This is a genomic window from Kribbella qitaiheensis (assembly GCF_042657745.1).
Classification (GTDB): Bacteria; Actinomycetota; Actinomycetes; order Propionibacteriales; family Kribbellaceae; genus Kribbella; species Kribbella qitaiheensis.
Genome location: NZ_JBHSKE010000004.1, coordinates 21,440 through 43,985, shown reverse-complemented (window position 1 = coordinate 43,985; position 22,546 = coordinate 21,440). Strand labels below are relative to the sequence as shown.

Below are 22,546 nucleotides of genomic sequence, written 5' to 3'. Positions count from 1 at the left end.
TAGCGCTGCCGCCGGAGCCGAGCGCTAGCGAGGTGGAGGCGTGAGCGCTGACGACCTCGAGAAGTACGAGACCGATATGGAGCTACAGCTCTATCGGGAGTACAAGGACGTCGTCGGGATCTTCAAATACGTGGTGGAGACCGAACGGCGCTTCTACCTGTGCAACGCGGTCGACCTGAAGGTCCGCACCGAGGGCGGCGACGTCTACTTCGAGGTGACCATGGCCGACGCCTGGGTCTGGGACGTCTACCGCTCGGCCCGCTTCGTCAAGAACGCCAAGGTCGTCACCTTCCGCGACGTCAACATCGAAGAACTGGCCAAGACCGACCTGGAAGTCCCGAAGGACTCCGACTTCGGCCGCTGATCCAACCCGCCCCGAGCCACCCGTCCGCGCGCCCTTCTCTTCGGCCACCGGCGCTAGGGCATTGTGCCCAGGGAGTGGCGGTGGTTGGGGGAGAGGCGCCAGCCTGGTGGCTGGTATTCGACCAGGTCCAGGTCGGCGAGGGTTTCGAGGCATTCCTGGACGGTGTCGAGGTCCAGACCTGCGGTGGTGGCTATTCGGCTGGGTGGGGCTGGGGTGACGACCGGGACGGCGTCGAGGGTGCGTTGGATGTCGGGGTCGAGGTTGTCTGTGGGAGTGGCGGGGGCGTGGGGGTAGCTGGTCAGGCGGGTGCCGAGTGGGGAGATGGCTTCCAGCACATCGGCGACGCTGGTGGCCAGTACTGCGTTGCGCTCGCGGACCAAGAGGTGGACGCCTTCGGACATACGGGAAGTGATGGGGCCGGGGACGGCGAGAACCGGGCGGCCGCATTGTTCGGCCCAGCCGGCGCTGTTGAGGGCTCCGCTACGAACTGCTGCCTCGACAACGACAGTGCCCAGGGTCGTTGCCGCGATCAACCTGTTGCGGGCGAGGAAGCGGAGCTTGGTCGGTGAACAGCCTGGCGGTAGTTCGCTGACGAGTAAGCCTTCCTCGGCGATTCGGTCGAACAGGTTCGTGTTGCTCTTCGGATAGCTGACGTCCACGCCGCAGGCGAGGATCGCGATTGTGGTGCCTGAGCCGGCTAGCGCTCCCCGGTGAGCGGCAGCGTCGATCCCGTACGCGCCGCCTGAGACCACAGTGGTGCCGTTCTCGGCGAGCCCAGTGGCAAGCTCGGAGGCCGCGTGCTCGCCGTACGACGAACACGCGCGGGCGCCGACGAGGGCGACAGAGTTCGCCAAGGTCTGGCGGAGGTCGGGTTTGCCGCGGACCCAGAGGCCGAAGGGGACGCCGCCGCGCCGGCTCTGTTGACCGGCATCAGCCAGTACTTCGACCTGCTCGGGCCACTCGTCGTCGCCAGGGATCACGAACCGTGCGCCCGCCGCCTCGGCGCGCTCCAGATCCCGCTCAGGCCGGACTTCCGCCACCCGAGGGGCCCATCGCTCGAACCTGGGGGCGCTGGTCTTCAGGAGCCGCCAGGCCTCCACCGCGGGCAGTTCGGCGAACGTCTCCAACGCGACGGGGTCTCCGGGCTCGACGACGCGCGACAATCCCGCTCGCGCGATTCTCTCCTCCTCCCACTCCGCGGGCTGAGTCGACGGTTTCGGCGGCTCAACTCCGCGCCCACCACCAGCAGTGAGTGTCGAAGCAGCACCGGCCACGCTGGCGGCTGGTTTGGGAGTGGCAGGAGACAACTGAGCCTTGGATGGCTTCAGACGGCTGTTCAGGTGTTCCAGGTTGGTGTTCATGGCGTGGTTTCCCTGATTCGACGGATGTTGGTGAGGGGAGTCAATGGGGCGCCGCTGCGGAGTTGGAAGGCCTGGTGCGTGAGGTCTGGTGTAGGGCTGTCCAGGCCTTCCAGGTCGGCCAAGGTCCAGGCGAGACGGACCACTCGGTCGAGGCCGCGGGCTGTCAGGCGGCCGTCGGCGTAGAGGGATTCGAGGGTCTTCTGGCTGGCAGCGTCGAGTGGGTATTCGCGGCGCATGAACGGGCCGGGGATCTCGCTGTTGAGGATCCAGCCGGTGTTCCGGTACCGGAAGGCTTGCCGGTCACGGGCGGCTTTCACCCGCGCGGCGACTTCTGCGGTGGACTCAGGGCGATCACCATCGGCCAGTCCGCGGGCAGCCGGGAGGATCTGGCGCTGGATGTCGATGCGGTCTTTGATCGGGCCGCTGATCCGCTGGCGGTAGCGGGTGAGGACTTGTGGGGTGCAGTTGCAGATTCCGTTGGGCGTGCCCGACTGGCCGCAAGGGCAGGGGTTGGCAGCAAGCACCAGCAGGAATCGGGCCGGGAACTTCGCCACGGCCGCTGAGCGGTGCACCTCGATGAAGCCGGACTCGAGGGGCTGGCGGAGTGTGTCGAGCGTCAGCGGATGCATCTCGGGTGCTTCGTCGATGAAGAGGATGCCCCGGTGGGCACAGCTGATCGCGCCCGGGCGCGGCACGCCCGACCCGCCACCGACCAGGCTCGACAGGGAGGCCGTGTGGTGTGGGGCGATGAAGGGTGGGCGAACGACCAGTTCCGCGTCGCTGGTGAGCAGACCGGCCAGCGAGTGCACGGCTGACACCTCCAACGAGTCGTCCGTGCTGAGGTCTGGCATCAGACCGGCGAGGCGCTCGGCGAGCATCGTCTTGCCCGAGCCCGGTGGGCCGTGGAGGAAGATGTGGTGCGCGCCGGCGGCTGCCGCTTCGATGGCGCGGCGGCCTTCGTGCTGGCCGAGCACGTCGTCGAGATCCACCTCGGGCACCCGGGTCAGCGACTCGGACATCAAACGCAGCTCGGCCCGCGGCGGCGCTTCGTCGGGGATCTCCTCGCCGCGGAGCAAGGCGAGCACCTGCCGCAGCGAGCGCACGCCGTACACCTCGATGGACGGCACGAGCTTGGCCTCGGCGGCGTTCAGTTCGGGGACGACGATCCGCTCGAAGCCTGAGCGTGAGGCGGCCAGCGTCATCGCGAGCGCGCCGCGGACCTCCCTGATCCTGCCGTCGAGGCCGAGCTCGCCGATGATCGCTGTCTGGCGCAGTCGGTGGCTGTCGACGACGCCACCTGCAGCGAGGAGAGAGCACGCGATGGCAACGTCGTAATGAGAGCCGGTCTTGGGCAGAGTGGCGGGGGAGAGGCCGATGGTGACCTTGCGGTCGGGGAACTTCTCGCCGCTGTTGACCACGGCGGCGCGGACCCGGTCCCTTGCCTCTGACAACGATGCGTCGGGCAGACCGATCAGCGTGGTCTTCGGCAGGCCTTGGGCGATGTCGGCCTCGACCTCGACCAGGTGGCCTTCGAGACCGACCAGGGCGACGGACCAGGCCTGGGCCAGCGGCATCAGGCCACGCCCCTGACGTGGTCGACGCTCGGGTCGCCACCCCGCGGCAGGAGCACGGCGACGATGTCGATCCGGACCTCGCCCGGCCGCAGGTCATGCTCCTGCAGCCAGCGGCCGACCAGCCGGCGCAGTTTCGCCAGCTTCTTGTAGGTGATGGACTCCAGCGGGCTGCCGTAGTTCAGCCCGCGGCGGGTCTTCACCTCACAGACGACCAGCGCCTCGCCGTCGCGGGCGACGATGTCGATCTCGCCCAGCTCGCAGCGCCAGTTGCGCTCGAGGATCGCGAAGCCGCTCTTCGCGAGATACCTGGCGGCGAGCTCCTCGCCGTACTGCCCGACTGCGTCCTTGGTCCGCATCGATGACCACCTCCGGCTAAGAACATGCCGGGAAAGTCACCGATCTCGGGGCCGACTTCAGAGCCTGTGGACAACAGGCTCGTCAGCAGTGCCGCGAGAACCTCAGTTGCGCATGTGCTTGCCGCGCGTTGACTTCGGTGGCGTTCGGACAGCGCGAAGCTCGTGGTCCTCCGGCTCCGAGCGGTAGGCCTGCAGGCCGCCCGTTCCCGGGTCGGTGTCGCCGATGTCGAAGTCCCAGCTGTCCTCGTTCGCCAGGCGGCTGTGCCAGCGGCCGTAGAGGCCGTAGATCGCGAGGCCCAGCAGCATCCAGAGGCCGAACTTGGTCCACGTGCTCGTCTTCAGGTTGAGCATCAGCCACAGCGTCGCGGCGAGCGACAGGAGTGGGATGAGCGGCACCATCGGGACGCGGAAACCGCGCTCGAGGTTCGGCTCGGTCCGCCGAAGTGTCAGCACGCCGACCGCGCAGAAGGCGAAGCAGAAGAGCGCACCGATGACCAGCAGCTCTTCCAGCTCGAGGACCCCCGGGTACAGGGTCAGCGCGATCGCAGCGAAGCCGGCCGCGGTGGCGGCGCGAGCGGGAGAGGAGTAGACGCGGCTGACCCGGCCGAGGCTCTTCGGCAGCAGGCCGTCACGGCCCATGTTGAAGAGCACGCGGCTCTGCGCGATCAAGACGACCATGATCACCGTCATCAGGGCTAGCAGTGCCCCGAGATTGACCACCTTGGCGGCCCACCCGACCCCGACCGCGGACATCGCCTCCGACACCGGTGCGGCACCACCCAGCTGGCCGTACGGTCGCATGCCCACCAGCACGACGGCCATTGCGACGTACAGGATCGTGACGGCGCCAACGCCGAGCAGCATGCCCTGCGGGACCGTCTTGCGCGGATTCCGGGCGTCCTCGGACGCGGTCGCGATGAGGTCGAAGCCGATGTAGGCGAACACGATCGAGCTCGCGGCCGTGAAGATGCCCATCAACCCGAAGGAGCCGAAGGACGAGTCCAGGATCCAGCTGAGCAAGGTCGGACTGGCTGTGGCGGGTGCCGGTCGCGCGTCCGGGACGAACGGCCGGTAGTTGTCGAAGTTGATGTGGGTCGCGCCGATGACGACCACCAGCACGATCACCGCGACCTTCGCCAGCACCACGACCGTGAGCACCCGGGACGAGAGCTTCGTGCCGGTCACAATCAGCGCCGTCAGGACCAGCAGCAGCAGCGGGGCGACCAGGTTGACCTTGGCGTCCGGACCGAAGAACTGCGCGACCCCTTCGGGCAGGGTGACGCCGAAACCGTCGAGGGTGGCGAGGAAGTACGCGGACCAGACTCTGGCCACGATCGCTGCCGCGGTGACGAGTTCGAGCACGAGTGCCCAGCCGACCAGCCAGGCCCACATCTCACCGAAGGTCACGTAGCTGAAGGTGTAAGCGCTACCCGAGACCGGGATCGTCGACGAGAGTTCGGCGTAGCAGGCCGCAGCCAGTACGCACACCACCGCGGCGATCAGGAACGACAAGATCACGGCAGGGCCGGCCACATTGGCAGCCTGCTTACCGCTCAGGCTGAAAATGCCGGACCCGATCATCACACCCAGTCCGAGAACGACTAGGTCGCGACGACCGAACAGACGCGGCAGACGGTGCCGCGCATCCTCGACTCGAGTGAACGCCGACTCGACCGGCAGGCGCCGGCCTACGGTCTGTCCGTTCGCTGAGGGGGCCATGGTCAGGGGTGCCTCCGTTGCGCTACTAGGGCAATCGGCCCGAACAGTAGTCGACCAGTGGGCTACGGGCCAGACCTCCTCTGTCGAACTCCGCGCGGCTGCTTGCGCTGCCGGGGCCGCTCCCGCATGGTCAGGACATGGCGCCGGACGAGGTCAGTGGAAGCCCTTCCAGACCGGAAGGTTTCTCTGTGTTACTGGCTGACTACGAGCGGCATCTGACGGCGGAAAGGGACCTCAGCGAGCATTCGGTGCGAGCCTACATCGGTGATGTGATGGATTTAATCGATCATTTGACTCGTCTTGGTCACGATGATCTGCGCACCCTCGATATCCGCGGGCTGCGGTCTTGGTTGGCGAAGCAGCAGAGCCTCGGCAAGGCCCGCAGCACCATGTCCCGCCGGGCCACGGCCGCACGGGTCTTCACCGCCTGGGCCCAGCGGACCGGCCGGATCGAGACCGATCCAGGCGCATTGCTCGCCAGTCCCAAGCCGCACAAGTCTCTTCCGGGCGTGCTCGGGCAGGCCGACACGCGGGCCGTGCTCGACGCGGCAGCGGTCGCGGCCGACGACGGCAGCCCGGTCGGCCTCCGCGACCTCGCGATCATGGAGCTGCTCTACGCAACGGGTATCCGGGTCGGCGAACTCTGCGCGCTCGACATCGACGAGGTCGACGACGCGCGGCGGGTGGTCCGCGTCTTCGGCAAGGGCCGCAAGGAACGCTCGGTCCCGTACGGCGTACCGGCGGGTGCTGCGTTGGACAGGTGGCTCGCGGAGGCGCGGCCGAAACTCGCGCGGTCGCACAGCGGGCCGGCCGTGTTCCTCGGCTCTCGAGGCGGTCGGATCGATCAACGGGCCGTCCGGCGCCTCGTCCACGCCCGGATCGACGCGGTGAACGCGCCGGACCTGTCGCCGCACGGGTTGCGCCACACGGCCGCGACACATCTGCTCGAAGGCGGCGCGGATCTCCGCAGCGTGCAGGAGTTGCTGGGGCATGCGTCCCTGGCGACGACCCAGATCTACACGCACGTGTCGGGTGAAAGGCTGCGACGCGCCTACGAACAAGCCCATCCACGGGCCTGACCTCGGGCCTGGATACGGCAGACTGCGGAGCATGCGGGTTTCGGCGAAGTCTGACTATGCGCTGCGGGCGCTGATCGAGATCACCCAGCGATGGGTGTCGAACGACCCCTCGGTGGTTTCCGCCGAGGAACTCAGCCGTGCGCAGGGCATTCCGCACGGCTTCCTGCAGGGCATCCTGGCCGATCTGCGCCGGGCCGGGGTGCTCTCGAGCCAGCGTGGGCAGTCCGGCGGGTGGAAGCTCGCCGTCGATCCGAACGAGGTCTCCGTCGCGGACGTGATGCGGGCGGTGGACGGGCCGATCGTGAGCATCTCCGGCGTCCGGCCGGAGAGCGTCGCCTACAACGAGCGCGCTGTCGTGTTGCAGCGCGTCTGGATCGCGGCCCGGGCCAGCCTGCGGGACGTGCTGGAGCACACGACGCTCACGGACCTGGCGAAGGGGAAGCTCCCCGCCGGGGTCGAGCGCCGCTCCCGGGACGAAGACGCCTGGCAGGCCCGCGTCCCCGGTAGTTAGTAGGTCGCGTCCCTGGCCTGGCATCAGTGGCGCCTGATCATCAGCCCGCCGCCGACCGTGAGGACACCGGCTGCGGCGACCACAAGGCCCGCGGCCAGGTCGCCGGCTTGGCCGGGTGGCTGGTTCATGGCGGCGGCAGGCTCCTGGGCTTCAGAGGGCTGGGGCGTGGGATGGCTGGTCGGGGCCGAGGTGGTGGGTGGGTCTGCTGTGGGGCGGAGGGTGTCGCGTTGGCGGTCGGGGTTGGCAGCTGGGGTGATCGGGAGCAAGCGGACTGGCTCGCTTCTGAGCAGGGTCAGAGGGTTGAGGTAGGTGTCGGACTGCAGAAGACCCCAGTGGAGGCAGGTTGTGGGGGCGCAGTGGGAGCCCGCGGCTGACAGGCTGCCGAGGACCGAGCCGGGTGTGACCGCGGCGCCGCGCCTGATCGAGGCGATCACTGGCTCGTAAGTCGTGCGGATGGGGCCGCGCGAGACGACGATGACGCCGCGGCCGGCCAACGGACCGGCGTACGTGATCGTGCCGGAGGTGGCTGACCGGACGGGCTGACCGGGAGAGCCGGCCAGGTCGAGGCCCCGGTGCCCGGGGAGCCATGGCTTCGCCGGCTGCTCGAAACCTCGGATGACGGGTGGGCGTGGGGCGAGGGGCCAGACCGCCTCGGGAGGTGCCGTGGGGACAGGGGCCGCGGTAGCGGCGGTGGAGAGGATCCAGGGGAGGGCGGCGAGGGGGAGGAGGGCTGCCAGGACTCTGGGTACGGGCGAGGGATTCATACTGGAAATGTGCCGTCGGAGTGGGTGGTGGGCGGCGGGGAAATTGCCGCCTGTGGACAAGTAGGGGCCGGTTCGCTCCCGGCGGGTGTCGTCCCGTAGACTTTTGGAGGCGTCTCACGTGAGTGGGACGACTTCGCACGCCCGTATCCAACGCGTACCCCTCGGTCCCGGCTCGCCGGGATGGGTTCGCGCGGGCGTCAGGCGCGGCGGACCATCCCGGTCCGGCGCGGGACAACCGAGACAGGCGTCTCCGGCGGAGCCGGGGCGCGACAGGAGGAACACCTCATGGCCGTCGTGACCATGAAGCAGCTGCTCGAGAGCGGCGTCCACTTCGGGCACCAGACCCGTCGCTGGAACCCGAAGATGAAGCGATTCATCTTCACCGAGCGCAACGGCATCTACATCATCGACCTGCAGCAGTCGCTGTCGTACATCGACCGCGCCTACGAGTTCGTCCGCAGCACCGTCGCCTCCGGCGGCGCGATCCTGTTCGTCGGCACCAAGAAGCAGGCACAGGAAGCGATCGCCGAGCAGGCGACCCGGGTCGGCATGCCCTACGTGAACCAGCGCTGGCTGGGCGGCATGCTCACCAACTTCCAGACCGTCAACAAGCGGCTCCAGCGCCTCAAGGAGCTCGAGCTGCTGGACTTCGACGACGTCGCGGCCTCCGGTGTGACGAAGAAGGAGCTGCTGCAGAAGCGTCGCGAGCACGACAAGCTGCTCAAGACCCTCGGCGGTATCCGGGACATGGCGCGCGTTCCGGCCGCGGTCTGGATCGTCGACACGAAGAAGGAGCACCTCGCGGTCGACGAGGCGCGCAAGCTGAAGCTGCCGATCATCGGCATCCTCGACACCAACTGCGACCCGGACGAGGTCGACTTCCCGATCCCGGGCAACGACGACGCGATCCGTTCGGTCGGCCTGCTGACCCGCGTGGTCGCCGACGCCGTCGCCGACGGTCTGATGTCGCGCGGTGGCCAGGGTGCCGCCGCGGCCGGCGAGGAGCTCGGCGCCGAGGAGCCGCTGGCCGCCTGGGAGCGTGAGCTGCTGGAGAGCCAGAACGGCGCCGCCACCGAGGCCAAGAAGGACGACGCCCCGGCCGCCGACGCCCCGGCCGCCGACGCCCCCGTGGCCGAGGCTCCCGTGGCCGACGTCCCGGCCTTCGAGGCCGCTGCGGCCGCCGACGCGGTCGCGGAGCAGCCGCCGGTCGCCGAGAGCGCCGCTGTCGCAGAGACGATCGCCAAGGCCGACGACACCCCGGTCGAGGGCACCGAGGCCCCGAAGGAAGCCGACGAGGCCTGATCAGGCTTCCTGGTCGCCCGGTCCTGTGGGCCGGGCGACCGCTCCCATCCAGCTGACGCATCGACAAAGATCGAGAGAACGAGGAATGGCGAACTACACCGCCGCTGACGTGAAGAAGCTCCGCGACGCCACCGGCGCGGGCATGATGGACGCGAAGAAGGCACTCGAGACCACCGACGGCGACTTCGAGAAGGCGATCGAGGAGCTGCGCATCCACGGCGCGGCCAAGGCCGCCAAGCGTGGCGCCGAGCGCTCCGCCACCAACGGCCTGGTGGCCGCCGCGGAGAACGCGCTGGTCCAGCTGAACTGCGAGACCGACTTCGTCGCCAAGAACGAGCAGTTCCAGCAGCTCGCGGCCGACATCGTCGCGCACGCCGCCGCCAGCAAGGTGGGTGACGTCGAGGGTCTGCTCGGCGAGAAGCTCGCCGACGGCAAGAGCGTGGCCGAGAACATCGAGGCCCTGGCCGCCGTCATCGGCGAGAAGCTGGAGCTCGGCAAGGTCGCCGTCTTCGACGGCAAGGTCGCGGCCTACATGCACAAGCGTGCGGCCGACCTGCCGGCCCAGGTGGGCGTGCTGGTCGAGTTCGAGGGCGACAACCTCGACGCCGCCCGCGGTGCGGCCATGCAGGCCGCCGCGATGCGGCCGCTGTACACCACCCGCGACGAGGTCCCGGCCGATACGGTCGAGAACGAGAAGCGGATCGCCGAGGCGACCGCCCGCGAGGAGGGCAAGCCGGAGCAGGCGCTGCCGAAGATCGTCGAGGGCCGGGTGAACGGCTTCTTCAAGGAGGTCGTGCTGCTCGAGCAGTCGTCGGTCCAGGAGAGCAAGAAGACCGTGAAGGCAGTTCTGGACGAGGCCGGTGTGACCGTCAAGCGATTCGCTCGCTTCGAGGTCGGAGCCTGACGGCTCAGCGACCAGCACTAGTCAACGCAGTCGACGAGGAGGCCGGAGTCGTGACGGAAACCCTGGGTACCGAGACGAATCCGGCCTCTTCGCCGTTCGATCCGGCCTACCACCGGGTGCTGCTGAAGTTGTCGGGTGAGGTGTTCGGCGGCGGCAAGCTCGGCGTCGACCCCGACGTGGTGAACTCGATCGCCAAGCAGATCGCCGAGGTGGTCCGGGCCGGCGTGCAGTGCGCCGTGGTGGTCGGCGGCGGCAACTTCTTCCGCGGCGCGGAACTGCAGCAGCGCGGGATGGAACGCAACCGCGCGGACTACATGGGCATGCTCGGCACGGTGATGAACTGCCTGGCGCTGCAGGACTTCCTGGAGAAGCTGGGCGTCGAGACCCGGGTCCAGACGGCCATCACGATGGGCCAGGTCGCCGAGCCGTACATCCCGCGCAAGGCCGACCGCCATCTGGCCAAGGGCCGGGTCGTCATCTTCGGCGCCGGCTCCGGCATGCCGTACTTCTCCACCGACACGGTGGCCGCGCAGCGGGCGCTGGAGATCGGAGCCGAGGCGCTGCTGATGGGCAAGCAGGGTGTCGACGGGGTCTACGACTCCGACCCGAAGAAGAACCCGGACGCGGTGAAGTTCGACCAACTGTCGTACGACGACTTCCTGGCTCGCGGGCTGCGGGTCGCGGACGCGACGGCGATCAGCCTGGCCCGCGACAACGCGCTGCCGATCGTGATCTTCGGACTCGAGGAGGGCAACATCGCCCGCGTCGTCCGGGGCGAGAAGATCGGCACGGTCGTCTCGCCGGGCCAGTAGCCCCGTTTGCGCCAGGCTCTCCGGGCCAGTGGCCTCGTTTGCACTAAGATCACGCTCAACACACGGCCGGATGTCCGGTATCTGGTAAACCTGCGTTCGTAGGGTTGGAGCGGCCGCAACCGATGCGGCCCCTAGGAAGCGAGGAATGTCGTGATCGACCAAGCACTCCGCGAAGCCGAGCAGAAGATGGCGAAGGCCGTGGAGGTCGCCAAGGACGACTTCGCCGCGATCCGTACCGGCCGGGCGCACCCGCAGATGTTCGCCGGCATCGTGGCCGACTACTACGGCAGCCCGACGCCGCTGCAGCAGTTGGCCGGGTTCCAGGTCCCGGAGCCGCGCACGGTCCTCATCTCGCCGTACGACAAGGGCGCGATGGCGGCGATCGAGAAGGCGATCCGCGACTCCGACCTCGGGGTGAACCCCGGCAACGACGGCTCGGTGATCCGCGTCGTGATGCCGCAGCTCACCGAGGAGCGGCGCAAGGAGTACATCAAGGTCGCCAAGACCAAGGCCGAGGAGGCCAAGGTGTCGGTGCGGAACGTCCGCCGGCACGCCAAGGACGAGGTGGACAAGACCGTCAAGGCCGGCGAGGCGGGCGAGGACGAGGGCAAGAGTGCTGAGAAGCGCCTCGACGGGTTGACGAAGAAGTACGTCGACTCCATCGACGAGCTGCTCAAGCACAAGGAAGCCGAACTGCTCGAGGTGTGATGGGCGTAGACCAGAGCACGCCCGCGTCGAGCCGCGCCGGGCGCAACCTGCCCGCGGCGATCGCGGTCGGCGTCGGCCTCGGTGCGGTCATTCTCGGTTCGCTCTTCTGGCAGAAGGTCCTCTTCACCTTCGTCGTGCTGGCCGCTGTCCTGGTGGCCGTCGACGAACTCGTCCGCGTGTTCCGCACCTCCGGCGCGACGCTGGCGCGGATCCCGCTGTTCGCCGGTACGACGGCGATGCTGATCTCCGCGTACTTCGGTGGTCCGCTCGCGCTGCTGGTCGCGATGGCGCTCACGGTGCTGGCGACCATCTTCTGGCGGATGCCTGGTGGTTCGGTCGGCTTCGTCCGTGACGTGACCACCGGCGTCTTCCTGATCGGCTACGTGCCGCTGCTGGCCGGCTTCGCCATCCTGCTGGTCCAGCCGGAGGCTGATGGCCCGCAGCGGGTGGTGACGTTCTTCCTGGTCGTCGTGGCCAGCGATGTCGGTGGTTACGTGGCCGGCGTCCTGTTCGGCAAGCACCCGATGGCGCCGACGATCAGCCCGAAGAAGTCCTGGGAGGGTTTCGCCGGCTCCACGCTGGCCTGCATCGGCGCCGGCATCGGGTCGGTGATCTGGCTGCTCGACGGTGACTGGTGGGTCGGCGCGATCGTCGGCGCCGTCGCCGTGCTGACCGCGACGGTCGGCGATCTGGCCGAGTCGATGATCAAGCGCGACCTCGGCATCAAGGACATGTCCAACCTGCTGCCGGGCCACGGCGGCGTGATGGATCGGCTGGATTCCTTGCTGGCAACGGCTCCCGCGGTCTGGTTGTTGCTGCATCTACTCGTTTGACGCCACCCGGTCCGCGGGGTTGGCTGGCTTCATGACCATTGCTCCTGACGGCCGGTCGCTGGTCGGCGACGTCGTCCGCCTCGACAGGCTCCAGGCTTCAGACATCGAATCCCTGTACGCCGCGATCGGCAACGAGCAGGTGTATGCCGCCGGCTTCGGCGGAGGTAGTGCCGGCAGGCCTAGGAACGCCGAGCACATGAGCGAGCAGTGGGTGGAGTCCGCAGCCCAGCGCGTCGCGTACGTGGTCCGTCTAGCCGGGGACAGCCCGCTCGGCTCAGAGGGCACAGTCATCGGTACGACGGGCCTGGGCGACGTGGATCTCCACAACGAGTCGGTGCACCTTGGCTGGACGGGGTACACGCCGGCGGTCTGGGGAACGGCGGTGAATCCGGCCTGCAAGTTCCTGCTGCTCCAGCACGCCTTCGAGGACTGCGGATTCGGCCGGGTGAAGATCCAGACCGGGCTGACGAACACCCGGTCGCAGGCGGCGATCGCGAAGCTCGGCGCGACCCGCGAAGGGGTGTTGCGCCGGCACAAGAAGCTGCCGGACGGCTCGTTCCGCGACACCGTGGTCTTCTCGATCCTGGCTGACGAGTGGCCCGACGTCCGCAAAGGCCTCCTGGCAAGGATCACCGGCTACGACTCCACCGAGGGCCGGCGCGGCACCGGGGTCAGTGGGTGAGCAGGGCTGGGAGTTGGGCGACTTCGGCCAGTAGGCGGTAGGACTCGACCAGGTCGGCCCGGTCGTAGGTGTTCGTAGTGAGTAGTACCTCGTCTGCGCCGGTGCGGCTCACCAGTCCGCCCAATGCCGCGTTCACCTCGTCCGGTGTGCCGTAGATCTGGCCGCGGAGGGACTGCTCGTAGAAGCCGCGCTCCTTCTCCGTCATCTCCAGTTGCAGGACTTCCGAGACCGGCAGCAGCGGCGGGAACACCCCGCGCGTCCGCGAATAGGCGCTCGACCACGCCTCTGGCAGGAGTAGCCGCCTGGCCGACTCCGTTGTGGCAGCCACCGCCGCCGTCACGGCCAGTACGACGTACGGGCTGTTCGCCCAGGGGGATGGCTGGAAGTCGGCGCGGTATCGGTCGAGGAGGCTCAGGAGTTCGCGCTCGCCTTTGACGCCGGCGATCACCAGCGGGAGGCCGAGTGAGGCCGCGAGGAGGGCGCCGTCGCCGATGGCCAGTACGAACGGCGGTACGCGCAGACCTTCGCCTGGGCGTGCGTGCACCTGCGGGTGGTTCTGCTGGGTGCCGGTGAAGTAGCCGAGCAGTTCCTGGACCTGGGAGGTGAAGTCCTCCGCAGCATCCTTCTCGACGCCGAGGGCCCGGCGGATGCCGTTGGTGAAACCGACGGACCGGCCGAGCCCCATGTCGATGCGTCCGGGGAACAGTGACTCCAGTACTCCGAACTGCTCGGCTACGACGAGCGGCTGGTGGTTGGGGAGCATCACGCCGCCCGTGCCCACCCGGATCCGGGTGGTGGAGGCCGCGACGGCTGCGGCGAGGACCGTCGGCGCTGAGCCGACTACGCCGGGGACGCTGTGGTGCTCGGAGACCCAGAACCGGTGGTACCCGAGTTCCTCGACCTGCTGCGCCAGCCGCACGGTCCCTCGCAACGTCTCGGCCTCAGTCTCACCCGCACGAGTGCGGGACCGGTCGAGGATCGACAGAGGCACACCGCTCAGCGACGCCTGGGAGAATCCGGCTGAAGAGTCCATGATGCAGAGTCCAACGGCCCTCTTAGAACTCCCATTCCCGCCCCGGCCCCCAGCCCGGGCTGAGGGCCGGGAGGGGGCCGGAGCGAGGCCGGGGGACCCGGGTGCCTAGCGGCGGCCCGGTCGGCTTACCTCAGGAGATGGCGGTCGAGCGGCTCAGTTCTTCCCACTCGGTGACCTCGGCGAGCAGTGCCTCGTGGTGCTCGCGCAAGCCGTCGACGGCGTCGTTGCCCAGCAGCAGGCGCAGCGGTGGGTTGTCGCTGTCGAGCGCCTTCATAATCGCCGCCACGCCCTTCACCGGGTCGTTCTCCTCCGAGTCCAGCAGCGCCTCAGTGGCCTGCCGAGTCAACCCGGCGGAGTCCTTGTAGGCCGACAACTCCGGGGTGGTCACCTTGTTGCGGTTGAAGGGGGTACGGAACGCTCCCGGCTCCACGATCAGCACCCGGATGCCCAGCGGCGCCAGCTCTGCGGCCAGTACCTCCGAGTACCCTTCGAGCGCCCACTTCGCCGAGTTGTAGGCGCCGTAGCCCGGGTACGTCTTGAGACCGCCGAGCGAGCTCATCTGCACGATCGTCCCGTGGCCTTGCTCGCGCAGCACCGGTACGACCGCGCTGGTCACCTCGGCGGCGCCGAAGAAGACCACGTCGTACTGCTCACGCAGCCTCTTCATGCCGACCTCCTCCAGCGCACCCATCACCAGCGAGCCCGCATTGTTGACCAGGACATCGATCCGGCCGAACACCGCGAGCGTCGCCTGTACGGCGGCCTCGACGGAGGCGGGATCGGTGACGTCCAGCGCCGCCGTGCTGACCCGGCCGTTGCCGAGCTCAGCCAGGTCGGCCAGCGCCTCGGGCCGGCGCGCGGTGGCCATCACCCGGTCGCCGGCGGCCAGTGCGGCAAGCACCAGTTCGCGGCCGAACCCGGTCGAACACCCGGTGATCAGCCACACCCGGTCTTGTCCTTCGTTGCTCATCTTTGCTCCGATTCCAGTGGTGTTTCCTTCTCTTCGAGTCTTCGTCGCGGCCTGGCCCCGGACCAACACCGGTTTCCTGCCGCGGCAGTAGCCTGAGCCTGTGACCCCCGATCTCCGGCAGTTGAGGTACTTCGTCGCCGTCGCGGAGGAGTCGAGCTTCACCCGGGCCGCGGCCAGGCTGCTGATCGCCCAGCAGTCGCTCTCGCAGCAGATCACCCTGCTGGAGCGCACGCTCGGCGCCAAGCTGTTCGATCGTGACAGCCGGGGCACGGAACTGACCGAGGTCGGCACGCTCTTCCTGCCCGAGGCACGCGCCGTACTGCAGCGCGCCGACGACGCGGTCGCCGTAGTCACTCGGGCGGTCCGCGGGGAGATCGGCAGCCTCCGGCTCGCCTTCCTGTCCACCACGGCGAACTACCTTCTGCCGCTGGTGGTCCGGGCTGTCCGGGAGCGCCTACCGGACCTGCAACTCAGCACGGAGGAGACCACGATCAGCGCCTTGGTCGAGGGCGTCACCACCGGCCGGTACGACGTCGCGTTCTCCCGCCCGCCGCTGGTCGACGGACTGGCGACCAGGACGCTGGCCACCGAGCCGGTCTGCGCCGTACTCCCAGTGGGTCATCCGCTGGCAGACAGGGATGAAGTGACCCTCAAGGACCTGGCCGACGAGAACTGGGTGCTGGCACCGCGCAGTTCGTGGGAGCCCTGGCACCTGGTGCACGACAAGGAGTTCCGCGAGGCGGGGTTCGTCCCGAAGGTCGTGCAGCGTGACCCGAGTCCGCAGGGACTGCTCGGGCTGGTCGCGGCCGGGGTAGGGGTGACGTGGCTCGCCCGGTCCGCGAACAGTCTTCGGCGCACTGGTGTGGTGTTCGTGCCGATCAACGGCGAGTCCATCAGCACGGAGATGGTCTGGCTGCCCGGCAACACTTCACCGGCGCTGCAGGCAGTGCTCGAGATCGTGACCGAGGTGGCCGCCGAATCAGACGTGACGACGGCCGGATAGTCGGAGCCTTTCGATCCAGATCTAAAGGCCTGGTGGCCAGGGTCACTGATGTGAATTTGTGAACGGGGTGGCTCGCGGGGGACAATCGAGGGCGATGACTACCTCCCTCCCGCTTGTTTTCGATGAACCGCGCCGTGCCAAGAAGCCGCCGCGGCACCTGGCCGACCTCAGCGGGGAGGAGCGTCGTACGGCGGTGACGGCGCTCGGGGAGCCTGCTTTCCGCGCCAAGCAGTTGTCGAACCACTACTTCTCCCGGCTTGTCTCCGACCCGGCCGAGATGACCGATCTGCCCGCCGCGACCCGGGACAAGCTGGTCGCCGAGCTGATGCCGCCGCTGCTCACCAAGGTCCGCGACATGGAGTGCGACAACGGCACCACCCGCAAGTCGCTGTGGAAGCTGCTCGACGGCTCGCTGGTCGAGTCCGTACTGATGCGCTACACCGACCGCACCACCATGTGCGTCTCCTCGCAGGCCGGCTGCGGCATGGCCTGTCCGTTCTGCGCGACCGGTCAGGCGGGGCTGACCCGCAACATGAGCACCGCCGAGATCGTCGAGCAGGTCGTGGACGGTGCTCGCGCGCTGGCCCGGGGCGAGATCGCCGGTGGTCCTGGGCGGGTCAACAACATCGTGTTCATGGGCATGGGCGAGCCGATGGCCAACTACAAGGCCGTGATCGGCGCGGTTCGCCGCTTCACCGAGCCCGCGCCGGACGGCCTGGGTATCTCGGCCCGCGGCGTGACGGTGTCGACCGTCGGCCTGGTACCGCGGATCAACCAGCTCGCGACCGAGGGCATCCCGGTCACGCTGGCGCTGTCGCTGCACGCGCCGGACGACGAACTGCGCGACGAGCTGGTCCCGATCAACAACCGGTGGAAGGTCGACGAGGTTCTCGACGCCGCCTGGGGGTACGCCGAGAAGACCAAGCGCCGCGTCTCCATCGAGTACGCGATGATCCGCGACATCAATGACCACGCCTGGCGCGCGTCCCTGCTGGCGGAGAAGCTCGCCGCCCGCGGTGACTGGGGCTGGGTGCACGTCAACCTGATCCCGCTGAACCCGACCCCGGGCTCCAAGTGGACGGCCTCCGACCCGGCCGACGAGCGTGAGTTCGTCCGCCGTCTCCAGGCCGGTGGCATCCCGACGACTGTCCGGGACACCCGCGGCCAGGAGATCGACGGCGCCTGCGGCCAACTCGCCGCAGCCAACCGCGACTGAGCCTCAGAAGAACCGAGCGTCAGAAGATCCGTACGGCGACCTCGGCAGGCGCGGCGAGCAGCGAGGTGATCTCGTCATCCAGCCGCACCAGCGTGACCGATGCGCCGGCCATGTCGAGTGATGTGCAGTACTCGCCGACATAGCTACGACCGACTGTGATACCCCGATCGGCCAGTTGCTCGTGGGCGCGGCCGTAGGCGAGATAGAGCTCGCTGATCGGCGTACCACCGAGGCCGTTGATCATCAGCGCGACGTTGTCACCCCGCTCGTACGGCAGATCGGTCGCGACGGCCTCGACGAGTTCGTCGATGATCGTGTTCGCGTCGGCGAGCTTCTCCCGGCGGCGGCCGGGCTCGCCGTGGATGCCGACGCCGATCTCCATCTCGTCGTCACCGAGGTCGAACAGCGGGCTGCCCTTCGCGGGCGGCGTGCAGGACGTGAGCGCCATGCCCATGCTGCGCGTCACCGAGTTCACCTTCTCGCCGATGCGGACCAGTTCGTCCAGATCGGCGCCTGCCTCCGACGCCGCGCCGACCGCCTTGATGACGAAGAAGTTGCCGGCCACGCCACGACGCCCGACGGTGTACGTCGAGTCGGACACCGCGACATCGTCGTCGACCACGATGGTCTTGATCGTCACGCCGTCGGCCTCGGCCATCTCGCGGCCCATGTCAAAGCCCATCCGGTCGCCGGTGTAGTTGTTGACGATGTGCAGCACGCCCTTCGGCGACGCGAGCAGCTTGCTCGTCTCCAGCACGTAGTCCATCGGCGGCGCGGAGAACACGTCACCCGGGCAGGCGGCGTCCAGCATGCCCTTGCCGACGATCATCACGTGCGCGGGCTCATGGCCGGAGCCGGAGCCCTGCATGACGGAGACCTTGTCCGGGTTCGGCGCATCCGTGCGCATGATCAGGTTGTACTCCGGGACGTACTTGAGCGTGTCCGGATTCGCGAGGGCGAGGCCCTTGAGCATCTCGGGGACGAAATCCTTGGGAGCGTTCACGAACTTCTTCATGCTGGGTCTCCTTGCCACTCTTGCACCAATGCTTCGAACATGACGGCGACCGCGGTCGCGCCGGCATCGACGCTGCCGATGCTGCGTTCGCCGGTGTAGGCGGCACGCCCGCGGCGTGCCTGGAGCTTCGCGGTGTCGTCCGCGGTGGACCGGGCCACCGCCGCGGCTGCCTGCAGGGTCGTGAGCGCGTCGTGGCCTTGTTCCACTTGGCGCTCGATCTCATCGGTCGCCGGAACGAGCGAGTCCAGCAGCGTCTTCTCGCCGAGGCTCGCGCCACCGCGGGCCATGATGCCGTCGGCCGCGGAGCGGAGCATGGCCACCGCGGTCGGTCCGTCCACCTCGGACTTCCCGGCTGTGACCGCGGCGGCGCGCAGGAACGCCGTACCCCAGATCGGTCCCGACGTGCCGCCGATGCGACTCGTGACGACGACGGCGATCTTCTTGAGGAACGTGGAGATGTCGGTGCGGTCGTAGCTGTCCCAGTCGTTCAGCACGATCTCGAAGCCCCGCGCCAGCGAGTAGCCGAAGTCGCCGTCGCCGACGACCGCGTCGAGATCGCCGAAGTACTTCTCGTTCGCCACGGCCGTACGGGCGATCGTGTTGACCACCCGCTCGACCGGTGAGTTCGTCACCGGGTCGGTCACGGTTGCTGCCTCCGTTCAGTGATCGCCGGTAGCGTCGCCGCCAGGTCGGCCAGGGTGATGTACGCGCCGGGTTTGGCCGGGCTGTGATTGGCCAGTACTGCGACCGGCTCGGCGCCCGGGTCGCCCAGCGAGTCGACGACGAACGCGGCGCCGGCGAAATCCTCGTGCTCGGTGTAGCCGTTGACGGTTACGACGCACGTGATACCCGCGTCGACGGCGGCGGTGAGTCCGGGCCGCGAGTCCTCGACCGCGACCACTCGGTCGGCGGTCATCCCCAGGCGTTCCAGTGCCAGCAGATAGATGTCCGGCGCCGGCTTCTTGCGCGGCACGACGTCGCCGGCCAGGACGGTGAAATCACCGGCCCGGGCGGTGCCGACGACGTGATCCAGTACCGCGCGGACCGAGGCCTCGGCCGACGTCGACGCGATCCCGAGGACCCAGCCGGCGGCGTACGCCTCTTCGACTATCCGAGCGATCCCGGGCCGGGCCGGCAGCGCACCGGCGGCGACCATGGCGGTGTAGATCTCGGTCTTCCGCTTGTGCCACTGGGCAACGGCCTGCGCTTGGCCTTCGGGATCGGGCGGCAGTCCGGCCTCGGCCACGAACGAGGGCGTGAGGAGGCTGGCCATCCGCTCCTTGCCGCCACCGATGCGGAGCTTCTCGCCGTACTCGTCCTCGGTCCACCGCACCGGGAGCCCGAACTCGGCGAAGGTCTGGTTGAACGCCGGCAGGTGGCCGTACCGTTCGGTGTCGGCGAGCGTGCCGTCGACGTCGAAGACGACGGCGAACCGCTCGTCGGACACCACGCTCACCAGGCCTTTCCGGTGCTGCCGAAGCGGTCGGTGAGGCCGGTGACGAGATTGACCACGTCGGTGCGCACGTGGGCGAACAGCGACGGCGGATCCCACGAGCCGCGGGCCTCGGCGTCGCGCAGATACGCGAGATTCGCCTTCATGTACGCGATCTTCAGGGCCGTGGAGATGTTCACCTTCGCGCAGCCACGCGCGATCAGGTCCTGGAACTGCGCGTCCGTCAGCCCGCTGCCGCCGTGCAGCGCGATCGGGATGCCGGTGGCTTCGACGATGTCGGTGACCCGCTGGCCGTCCAGTTCCGGCGCGCTCGAGTAGATGCCGTGGGCGTTGCCGATCGAGGGCGCGAAGACGTCGACGCCGGTCGCCTCGATGAAGGTCAGCGACACCTCGAGCGTCTGCCGCTTCGACTCCTCGTCGGAACCGTGGTCGTCCTCGACGCCGGTGATCGACTCGATCTCGCCCTCGACGTGCGAGCCGATGGCGTGCGCCTCGCGCACCACCTCGATGGTCTGTCGCTGGTTCTCCTCGACCGGCATCGCGGAGGCGTCGAACAGGACCGAGTTCCAGCCCTTGGCGAGGCAGTCGGTGATCACCGAGCGGTCCGGGCAATGATCCAGGTGCAGTGTCACCGGCACCTCGATGCCTGCGGTCATGCTCCGCCACATGGCCATCAGCACGTCCGCACCGACCGACCGGACGGTCTTGACCGAGGTCTGGATGATCATCGGGGAGCGCTGCTCGACCGCCGTCGCGAGCACGGCCTCGAGCGTCAGATCGTTGACGATGTTGATCGCCGGTACGCCGTAGCGGTCGGCCAGCGCCCGATCGACGATCTCCTTCAGCGGTACTACACCCATGCCGGACACCTCCAGCGCGTCAGAGTCACCTGCAGACACAGGCAACGCTAGGAGCGGCGACCGCTGGGTGACATTCGGGAAATCACCCGTCTGTTGTGGGGGATGTCCCTACCGCACCGAGTCAGCTCAGATGGCCGTGGGAAGCCGCGATCAACTCCGAGCGGCTCCGTGCTCCGGTCTTGCGCAGCACAGCGCCGACGTGTTTCTCGACGGTCTTCACGGCGATCACCAGGCGCTCGGCGATCGCCCGGTCCGGAAGCCCCTGCTGCACGAGCGCGCGGACCTCCCGCTCGCGTGCGGTCAGCCCCTCCGTGTTGGGGTCGCTCGCGAGCCTGCCCTCCCAGACCTCACCGCGCGGCACGATCGACTCACCGCGTGCGGCCGCGGCCACCGCACGGGCGAGCGCGGCACCGTCCGCCGAGGTCTCGACGCATCCGTGAGCACCGGCGAGGAGCAGATCGACCACGGCCTGGTGGTCGCCGGGTGGACAGATCGCGATCACCGCGGGCGCGGGCTTGGTCTCCGCCAACGCGTGAATCAACTCCATCGCACCGCCGGCGAGGTCGGTCGCGACGATCGCCACCGCGGGCCGCAGCGCCGCCGCCGAGTCGATCGCCTCGGCGGTCGTGGCAGCCTCGCAGACCACCGAGAACGCCGGTTCGGACCAGGCGAGCAGGCGCGACAGCCCGGCGCGCAGCATCGGCTGCTCGGCGACCACGAGCACTTCCACCCGGGCGTCGTCCGCCGCCTCCGTGCGCTGGTACGGGAACCAGGCGCGGATGCTGGTGCCCCAGCCTGGCATCGAGTCCACGGAGAGCGAACCACCGACCGCGTGGGCCAGTTCGCTCATGCGGCGCAGCCCGAGGCCGGTCCGGTTCTCGTCCGGTTCGTGCAGAGCTTGCCCGGCCGCGAAGCCCTCCCCGTCGTCCTGGACCAGCAGCGAGAGCGAAGCGGATTCGTGCACGAGTCCGACCCTGACCGTGTTCGCGCGCGAGTGCCGCACGATGTTCGTGATCGCCTCCTGCGCGATGCGCAGGACGTGCTGTGCCAGCGTCGGGTCGAGCGGCACCGGCGTTCCGGCGACCACCAGGCGAGCGTCGAGCCCTCGGGCCCGCGCCGCCCAGCCGAGCTCGGACCGCAACACGTCTTCGAGGCTGTGTCCGTCCAGTGGCGAGACACCAGCGCCGAGGAGCGCCCGGCGGATCGACGCGACCGTGTCCCTGGCCGACGTTTGGGCCTGGCGGAGATGGTGGGCGAGCTCACCGTCGGTGGGCGCCAGCCGCTCCGCGGTCTCGAGCCCGGACAGCATTTCGTCGAGGCCCTGGGCGAGGAGGTCGTGTACCTCGTCGAGGAGCCGCTCCCGCTCGGCCGAGGCCGCATGCAGCCGGGCCCGCTCTTCCGCGGCCTCGTAGGAGTTGGCGTTCACCAGCGCCACGGTCGCGTGCTTGGCGAACATCCGCAGCAGATCGGCGTCGGCCCGGTCGAACTTCCGGGACTCCTCCCGGGAGAACACGACGCAGGCGCCGATGATCCGGCCGCGCCACTCCAGCGGCACCCCGATCACACCTTTGAGAGTCGCCCGGTCCTCGGCGCTGATGTGGCCGCCCGCGACGTCGTCGTACCGGTCGAACCAGACCGGGCCGCGGCGGCGGACGACCTCGCCGGTCATCCCCTCGCCGAGGGGGAACACCTGGCCCATCTGGCACCGGATACCGATGTCGGCCTGTTTACGGTAGGTGCCCGCGGCCTCGTCGACGCTCGAGATCGAGCCGGCCGAACAGCCCATCAGCTCGGTGCACCTTCGCAGGATCCGCTCCAGCAACGGTTGCAGCATCAGCTCGCCGGCGAGATCCTCGGCGACCGCGTTCAACGCTTCGACGCGAGCGGCCAGCGTCGAACCCGGCCGAACAGCCCCGCCGCGGACAGTCACCGCCGAGCCTCCCTCCGGGACGCGCCGAGCAAGAATCCTGTGATGCGTGGATTCCTGTGTAGCACAGGCCGGGAGAGGCCCGCCGGTTTCCTGCTTC

Annotated in this window: 23 protein-coding genes; 11 read left to right on the top strand and 12 right to left on the bottom strand. The window is 68.8% G+C overall.

Annotation, left to right across the window (positions count from 1 at the left end; translation table 11 throughout):
- Positions 1 to 40: 40 nt before the first annotated feature.
- Positions 41 to 364, top strand: coding sequence for a DUF2469 domain-containing protein (locus ACFPJ1_RS02815; RefSeq protein ID WP_077012708.1), 324 nt, complete (start codon positions 41 to 43; stop codon positions 362 to 364).
- 53 nt (positions 365 to 417) lie between these two features.
- On the opposite strand, the gene dprA is transcribed toward ACFPJ1_RS02815, so the two are convergent.
- The 4 genes from dprA to ACFPJ1_RS02795 form a co-directional block, all read right to left on the bottom strand.
- A complete protein-coding gene (dprA, locus tag ACFPJ1_RS02810) occupies positions 418 to 1,725 on the bottom strand; it encodes a DNA-processing protein DprA (RefSeq protein WP_380101198.1) in 1,308 nt (435 codons plus the stop codon).
- Positions 1,722 to 3,299, bottom strand: a complete 1,578-nt coding sequence (locus ACFPJ1_RS02805; protein WP_380101197.1) for a YifB family Mg chelatase-like AAA ATPase — start codon at positions 3,297 to 3,299, stop codon at positions 1,722 to 1,724. Before ACFPJ1_RS02805 ends, dprA begins: the two co-directional genes overlap by 4 nt.
- On the bottom strand, positions 3,299 to 3,655 hold the full coding sequence (locus ACFPJ1_RS02800; protein ID WP_380101196.1) for a YraN family protein: 357 nt from the start codon (positions 3,653 to 3,655) through the stop codon (positions 3,299 to 3,301). Before ACFPJ1_RS02800 ends, ACFPJ1_RS02805 begins: the two co-directional genes overlap by 1 nt.
- A gap of 102 nt (positions 3,656 to 3,757) precedes the next feature.
- Entirely contained in the window at positions 3,758 to 5,374 is a 1,617-nt protein-coding gene (locus ACFPJ1_RS02795) for an APC family permease (protein WP_380101195.1), read from the bottom strand.
- A 137-nt stretch (positions 5,375 to 5,511) separates the two neighbouring features.
- Here ACFPJ1_RS02795 and ACFPJ1_RS02790 point away from each other — a divergent pair, with 137 nt between their 5' ends.
- Together ACFPJ1_RS02790 and ACFPJ1_RS02785 are read left to right on the top strand one after the other, a co-directional pair.
- Positions 5,512 to 6,453, top strand: coding sequence for a tyrosine recombinase XerC (locus ACFPJ1_RS02790; protein WP_380101194.1), 942 nt, complete (start codon positions 5,512 to 5,514; stop codon positions 6,451 to 6,453).
- A gap of 31 nt (positions 6,454 to 6,484) precedes the next feature.
- Entirely contained in the window at positions 6,485 to 6,964 is a 480-nt protein-coding gene (locus tag ACFPJ1_RS02785) for an RrF2 family transcriptional regulator (RefSeq protein ID WP_132191489.1), read from the top strand.
- A gap of 23 nt (positions 6,965 to 6,987) precedes the next feature.
- On the opposite strand, the gene ACFPJ1_RS02780 is transcribed toward ACFPJ1_RS02785, so the two are convergent.
- Positions 6,988 to 7,728 carry a M23 family metallopeptidase gene (locus ACFPJ1_RS02780; RefSeq protein WP_380101193.1) on the bottom strand — a complete coding sequence of 247 codons (741 nt, stop codon included), beginning with the start codon at positions 7,726 to 7,728 and terminating at the stop codon, positions 6,988 to 6,990.
- A gap of 285 nt (positions 7,729 to 8,013) precedes the next feature.
- Between ACFPJ1_RS02780 and rpsB the strand changes: the two genes are divergently transcribed.
- The 6 genes from rpsB (at position 8,014) to ACFPJ1_RS02750 (ending at position 12,969) form a co-directional block, all read left to right on the top strand.
- Complete coding sequence (gene rpsB / locus ACFPJ1_RS02775) at positions 8,014 to 9,030, top strand: 30S ribosomal protein S2 (protein WP_380101192.1); 1,017 nt, start codon at positions 8,014 to 8,016, stop codon at positions 9,028 to 9,030.
- Between the two features lie 85 nt (positions 9,031 to 9,115).
- Complete coding sequence (tsf, locus tag ACFPJ1_RS02770; RefSeq protein ID WP_380101191.1) at positions 9,116 to 9,934, top strand: translation elongation factor Ts; 819 nt, start codon at positions 9,116 to 9,118, stop codon at positions 9,932 to 9,934.
- Positions 9,935 to 9,984: 50 nt separating this feature from the next.
- On the top strand, positions 9,985 to 10,746 hold the full coding sequence (gene pyrH, locus ACFPJ1_RS02765; protein WP_132298800.1) for a UMP kinase: 762 nt from the start codon (positions 9,985 to 9,987) through the stop codon (positions 10,744 to 10,746).
- Positions 10,747 to 10,899: 153 nt separating this feature from the next.
- Positions 10,900 to 11,454 carry a ribosome recycling factor gene (gene frr / locus ACFPJ1_RS02760; protein ID WP_380101254.1) on the top strand — a complete coding sequence of 185 codons (555 nt, stop codon included), beginning with the start codon at positions 10,900 to 10,902 and terminating at the stop codon, positions 11,452 to 11,454.
- Positions 11,454 to 12,287: a phosphatidate cytidylyltransferase gene (locus ACFPJ1_RS02755; RefSeq protein ID WP_380101190.1), complete on the top strand. Its 834-nt coding sequence runs from the start codon at positions 11,454 to 11,456 to the stop codon at positions 12,285 to 12,287. The genes frr and ACFPJ1_RS02755 overlap by 1 nt, the downstream gene beginning before the upstream one ends.
- Before the next feature lie 31 nt (positions 12,288 to 12,318).
- Positions 12,319 to 12,969: a GNAT family N-acetyltransferase gene (locus tag ACFPJ1_RS02750; RefSeq protein WP_380101189.1), complete on the top strand. Its 651-nt coding sequence runs from the start codon at positions 12,319 to 12,321 to the stop codon at positions 12,967 to 12,969.
- Here the strand turns inward: ACFPJ1_RS02750 and ACFPJ1_RS02745 are convergent.
- Together ACFPJ1_RS02745 and ACFPJ1_RS02740 are read right to left on the bottom strand one after the other, a co-directional pair.
- Positions 12,959 to 14,002 (bottom strand): LLM class flavin-dependent oxidoreductase, encoded by a 1,044-nt coding sequence (locus ACFPJ1_RS02745; RefSeq protein WP_380101188.1) that lies wholly within the window; start codon positions 14,000 to 14,002, stop codon positions 12,959 to 12,961. The genes ACFPJ1_RS02750 and ACFPJ1_RS02745 overlap by 11 nt on opposite strands.
- Before the next feature lie 130 nt (positions 14,003 to 14,132).
- Positions 14,133 to 14,972 carry an SDR family NAD(P)-dependent oxidoreductase gene (locus ACFPJ1_RS02740; protein ID WP_132298804.1) on the bottom strand — a complete coding sequence of 280 codons (840 nt, stop codon included), beginning with the start codon at positions 14,970 to 14,972 and terminating at the stop codon, positions 14,133 to 14,135.
- A gap of 100 nt (positions 14,973 to 15,072) precedes the next feature.
- Between ACFPJ1_RS02740 and ACFPJ1_RS02735 the strand changes: the two genes are divergently transcribed.
- The gene (locus ACFPJ1_RS02735) at positions 15,073 to 15,975 is read left to right on the top strand and encodes a LysR family transcriptional regulator (protein ID WP_380101187.1); all 903 of its coding nucleotides are present in this window, start codon (positions 15,073 to 15,075) and stop codon (positions 15,973 to 15,975) included.
- A 94-nt stretch (positions 15,976 to 16,069) separates the two neighbouring features.
- Positions 16,070 to 17,191 carry a dual-specificity RNA methyltransferase RlmN gene (gene rlmN, locus ACFPJ1_RS02730; RefSeq protein WP_380101186.1) on the top strand — a complete coding sequence of 374 codons (1,122 nt, stop codon included), beginning with the start codon at positions 16,070 to 16,072 and terminating at the stop codon, positions 17,189 to 17,191.
- A gap of 19 nt (positions 17,192 to 17,210) precedes the next feature.
- Here the strand turns inward: rlmN and dhaK are convergent, their stop codons facing one another.
- The 5 genes from dhaK to ACFPJ1_RS02705 form a co-directional block, all read right to left on the bottom strand.
- Positions 17,211 to 18,206: a dihydroxyacetone kinase subunit DhaK gene (gene dhaK, locus ACFPJ1_RS02725; RefSeq protein WP_380101185.1), complete on the bottom strand. Its 996-nt coding sequence runs from the start codon at positions 18,204 to 18,206 to the stop codon at positions 17,211 to 17,213.
- The gene (dhaL, locus tag ACFPJ1_RS02720) at positions 18,203 to 18,850 is read right to left on the bottom strand and encodes a dihydroxyacetone kinase subunit DhaL (protein ID WP_380101183.1); all 648 of its coding nucleotides are present in this window, start codon (positions 18,848 to 18,850) and stop codon (positions 18,203 to 18,205) included. The genes dhaK and dhaL overlap by 4 nt, the downstream gene beginning before the upstream one ends.
- The gene (locus ACFPJ1_RS02715) at positions 18,847 to 19,662 is read right to left on the bottom strand and encodes an HAD-IA family hydrolase (RefSeq protein ID WP_380101182.1); all 816 of its coding nucleotides are present in this window, start codon (positions 19,660 to 19,662) and stop codon (positions 18,847 to 18,849) included. Before ACFPJ1_RS02715 ends, dhaL begins: the two co-directional genes overlap by 4 nt.
- Entirely contained in the window at positions 19,659 to 20,519 is an 861-nt protein-coding gene (locus ACFPJ1_RS02710) for a class II fructose-bisphosphate aldolase (protein WP_380101181.1), read from the bottom strand. The genes ACFPJ1_RS02715 and ACFPJ1_RS02710 overlap by 4 nt, the downstream gene beginning before the upstream one ends.
- A 121-nt stretch (positions 20,520 to 20,640) precedes the next feature.
- The gene (locus ACFPJ1_RS02705) at positions 20,641 to 22,449 is read right to left on the bottom strand and encodes a hybrid sensor histidine kinase/response regulator (protein ID WP_380101180.1); all 1,809 of its coding nucleotides are present in this window, start codon (positions 22,447 to 22,449) and stop codon (positions 20,641 to 20,643) included.
- Positions 22,450 to 22,546: the final 97 nt, after the last annotated feature.

Bases quoted from the DNA above. Each gene is read 5' to 3' on its own strand.
- dprA (WP_380101198.1), bottom strand. From the start codon at position 1,725: ATGAACACCAACCTGGAACACCTGAACAGCCGTCTGAAGCCATCCAAG.
- ACFPJ1_RS02805 (WP_380101197.1), bottom strand. From the start codon at position 3,299: ATGCCGCTGGCCCAGGCCTGGTCCGTCGCCCTGGTCGGTCTCGAAGGC.
- ACFPJ1_RS02800 (WP_380101196.1), bottom strand. From the start codon at position 3,655: ATGCGGACCAAGGACGCAGTCGGGCAGTACGGCGAGGAGCTCGCCGCC.
- ACFPJ1_RS02795 (WP_380101195.1), bottom strand. From the start codon at position 5,374: ATGGCCCCCTCAGCGAACGGACAGACCGTAGGCCGGCGCCTGCCGGTC.
- ACFPJ1_RS02790 (WP_380101194.1), top strand. From the start codon at position 5,512: ATGGCGCCGGACGAGGTCAGTGGAAGCCCTTCCAGACCGGAAGGTTTC.
- ACFPJ1_RS02785 (WP_132191489.1), top strand. From the start codon at position 6,485: ATGCGGGTTTCGGCGAAGTCTGACTATGCGCTGCGGGCGCTGATCGAG.
- ACFPJ1_RS02780 (WP_380101193.1), bottom strand. From the start codon at position 7,728: ATGAATCCCTCGCCCGTACCCAGAGTCCTGGCAGCCCTCCTCCCCCTC.
- rpsB (WP_380101192.1), top strand. From the start codon at position 8,014: ATGGCCGTCGTGACCATGAAGCAGCTGCTCGAGAGCGGCGTCCACTTC.
- tsf (WP_380101191.1), top strand. From the start codon at position 9,116: ATGGCGAACTACACCGCCGCTGACGTGAAGAAGCTCCGCGACGCCACC.
- ACFPJ1_RS02755 (WP_380101190.1), top strand. From the start codon at position 11,454: ATGGGCGTAGACCAGAGCACGCCCGCGTCGAGCCGCGCCGGGCGCAAC.
- ACFPJ1_RS02750 (WP_380101189.1), top strand. From the start codon at position 12,319: ATGACCATTGCTCCTGACGGCCGGTCGCTGGTCGGCGACGTCGTCCGC.
- ACFPJ1_RS02745 (WP_380101188.1), bottom strand. From the start codon at position 14,002: ATGGACTCTTCAGCCGGATTCTCCCAGGCGTCGCTGAGCGGTGTGCCT.
- ACFPJ1_RS02740 (WP_132298804.1), bottom strand. From the start codon at position 14,972: ATGAGCAACGAAGGACAAGACCGGGTGTGGCTGATCACCGGGTGTTCG.
- rlmN (WP_380101186.1), top strand. From the start codon at position 16,070: ATGACTACCTCCCTCCCGCTTGTTTTCGATGAACCGCGCCGTGCCAAG.
- dhaK (WP_380101185.1), bottom strand. From the start codon at position 18,206: ATGAAGAAGTTCGTGAACGCTCCCAAGGATTTCGTCCCCGAGATGCTC.
- ACFPJ1_RS02710 (WP_380101181.1), bottom strand. From the start codon at position 20,519: ATGGGTGTAGTACCGCTGAAGGAGATCGTCGATCGGGCGCTGGCCGAC.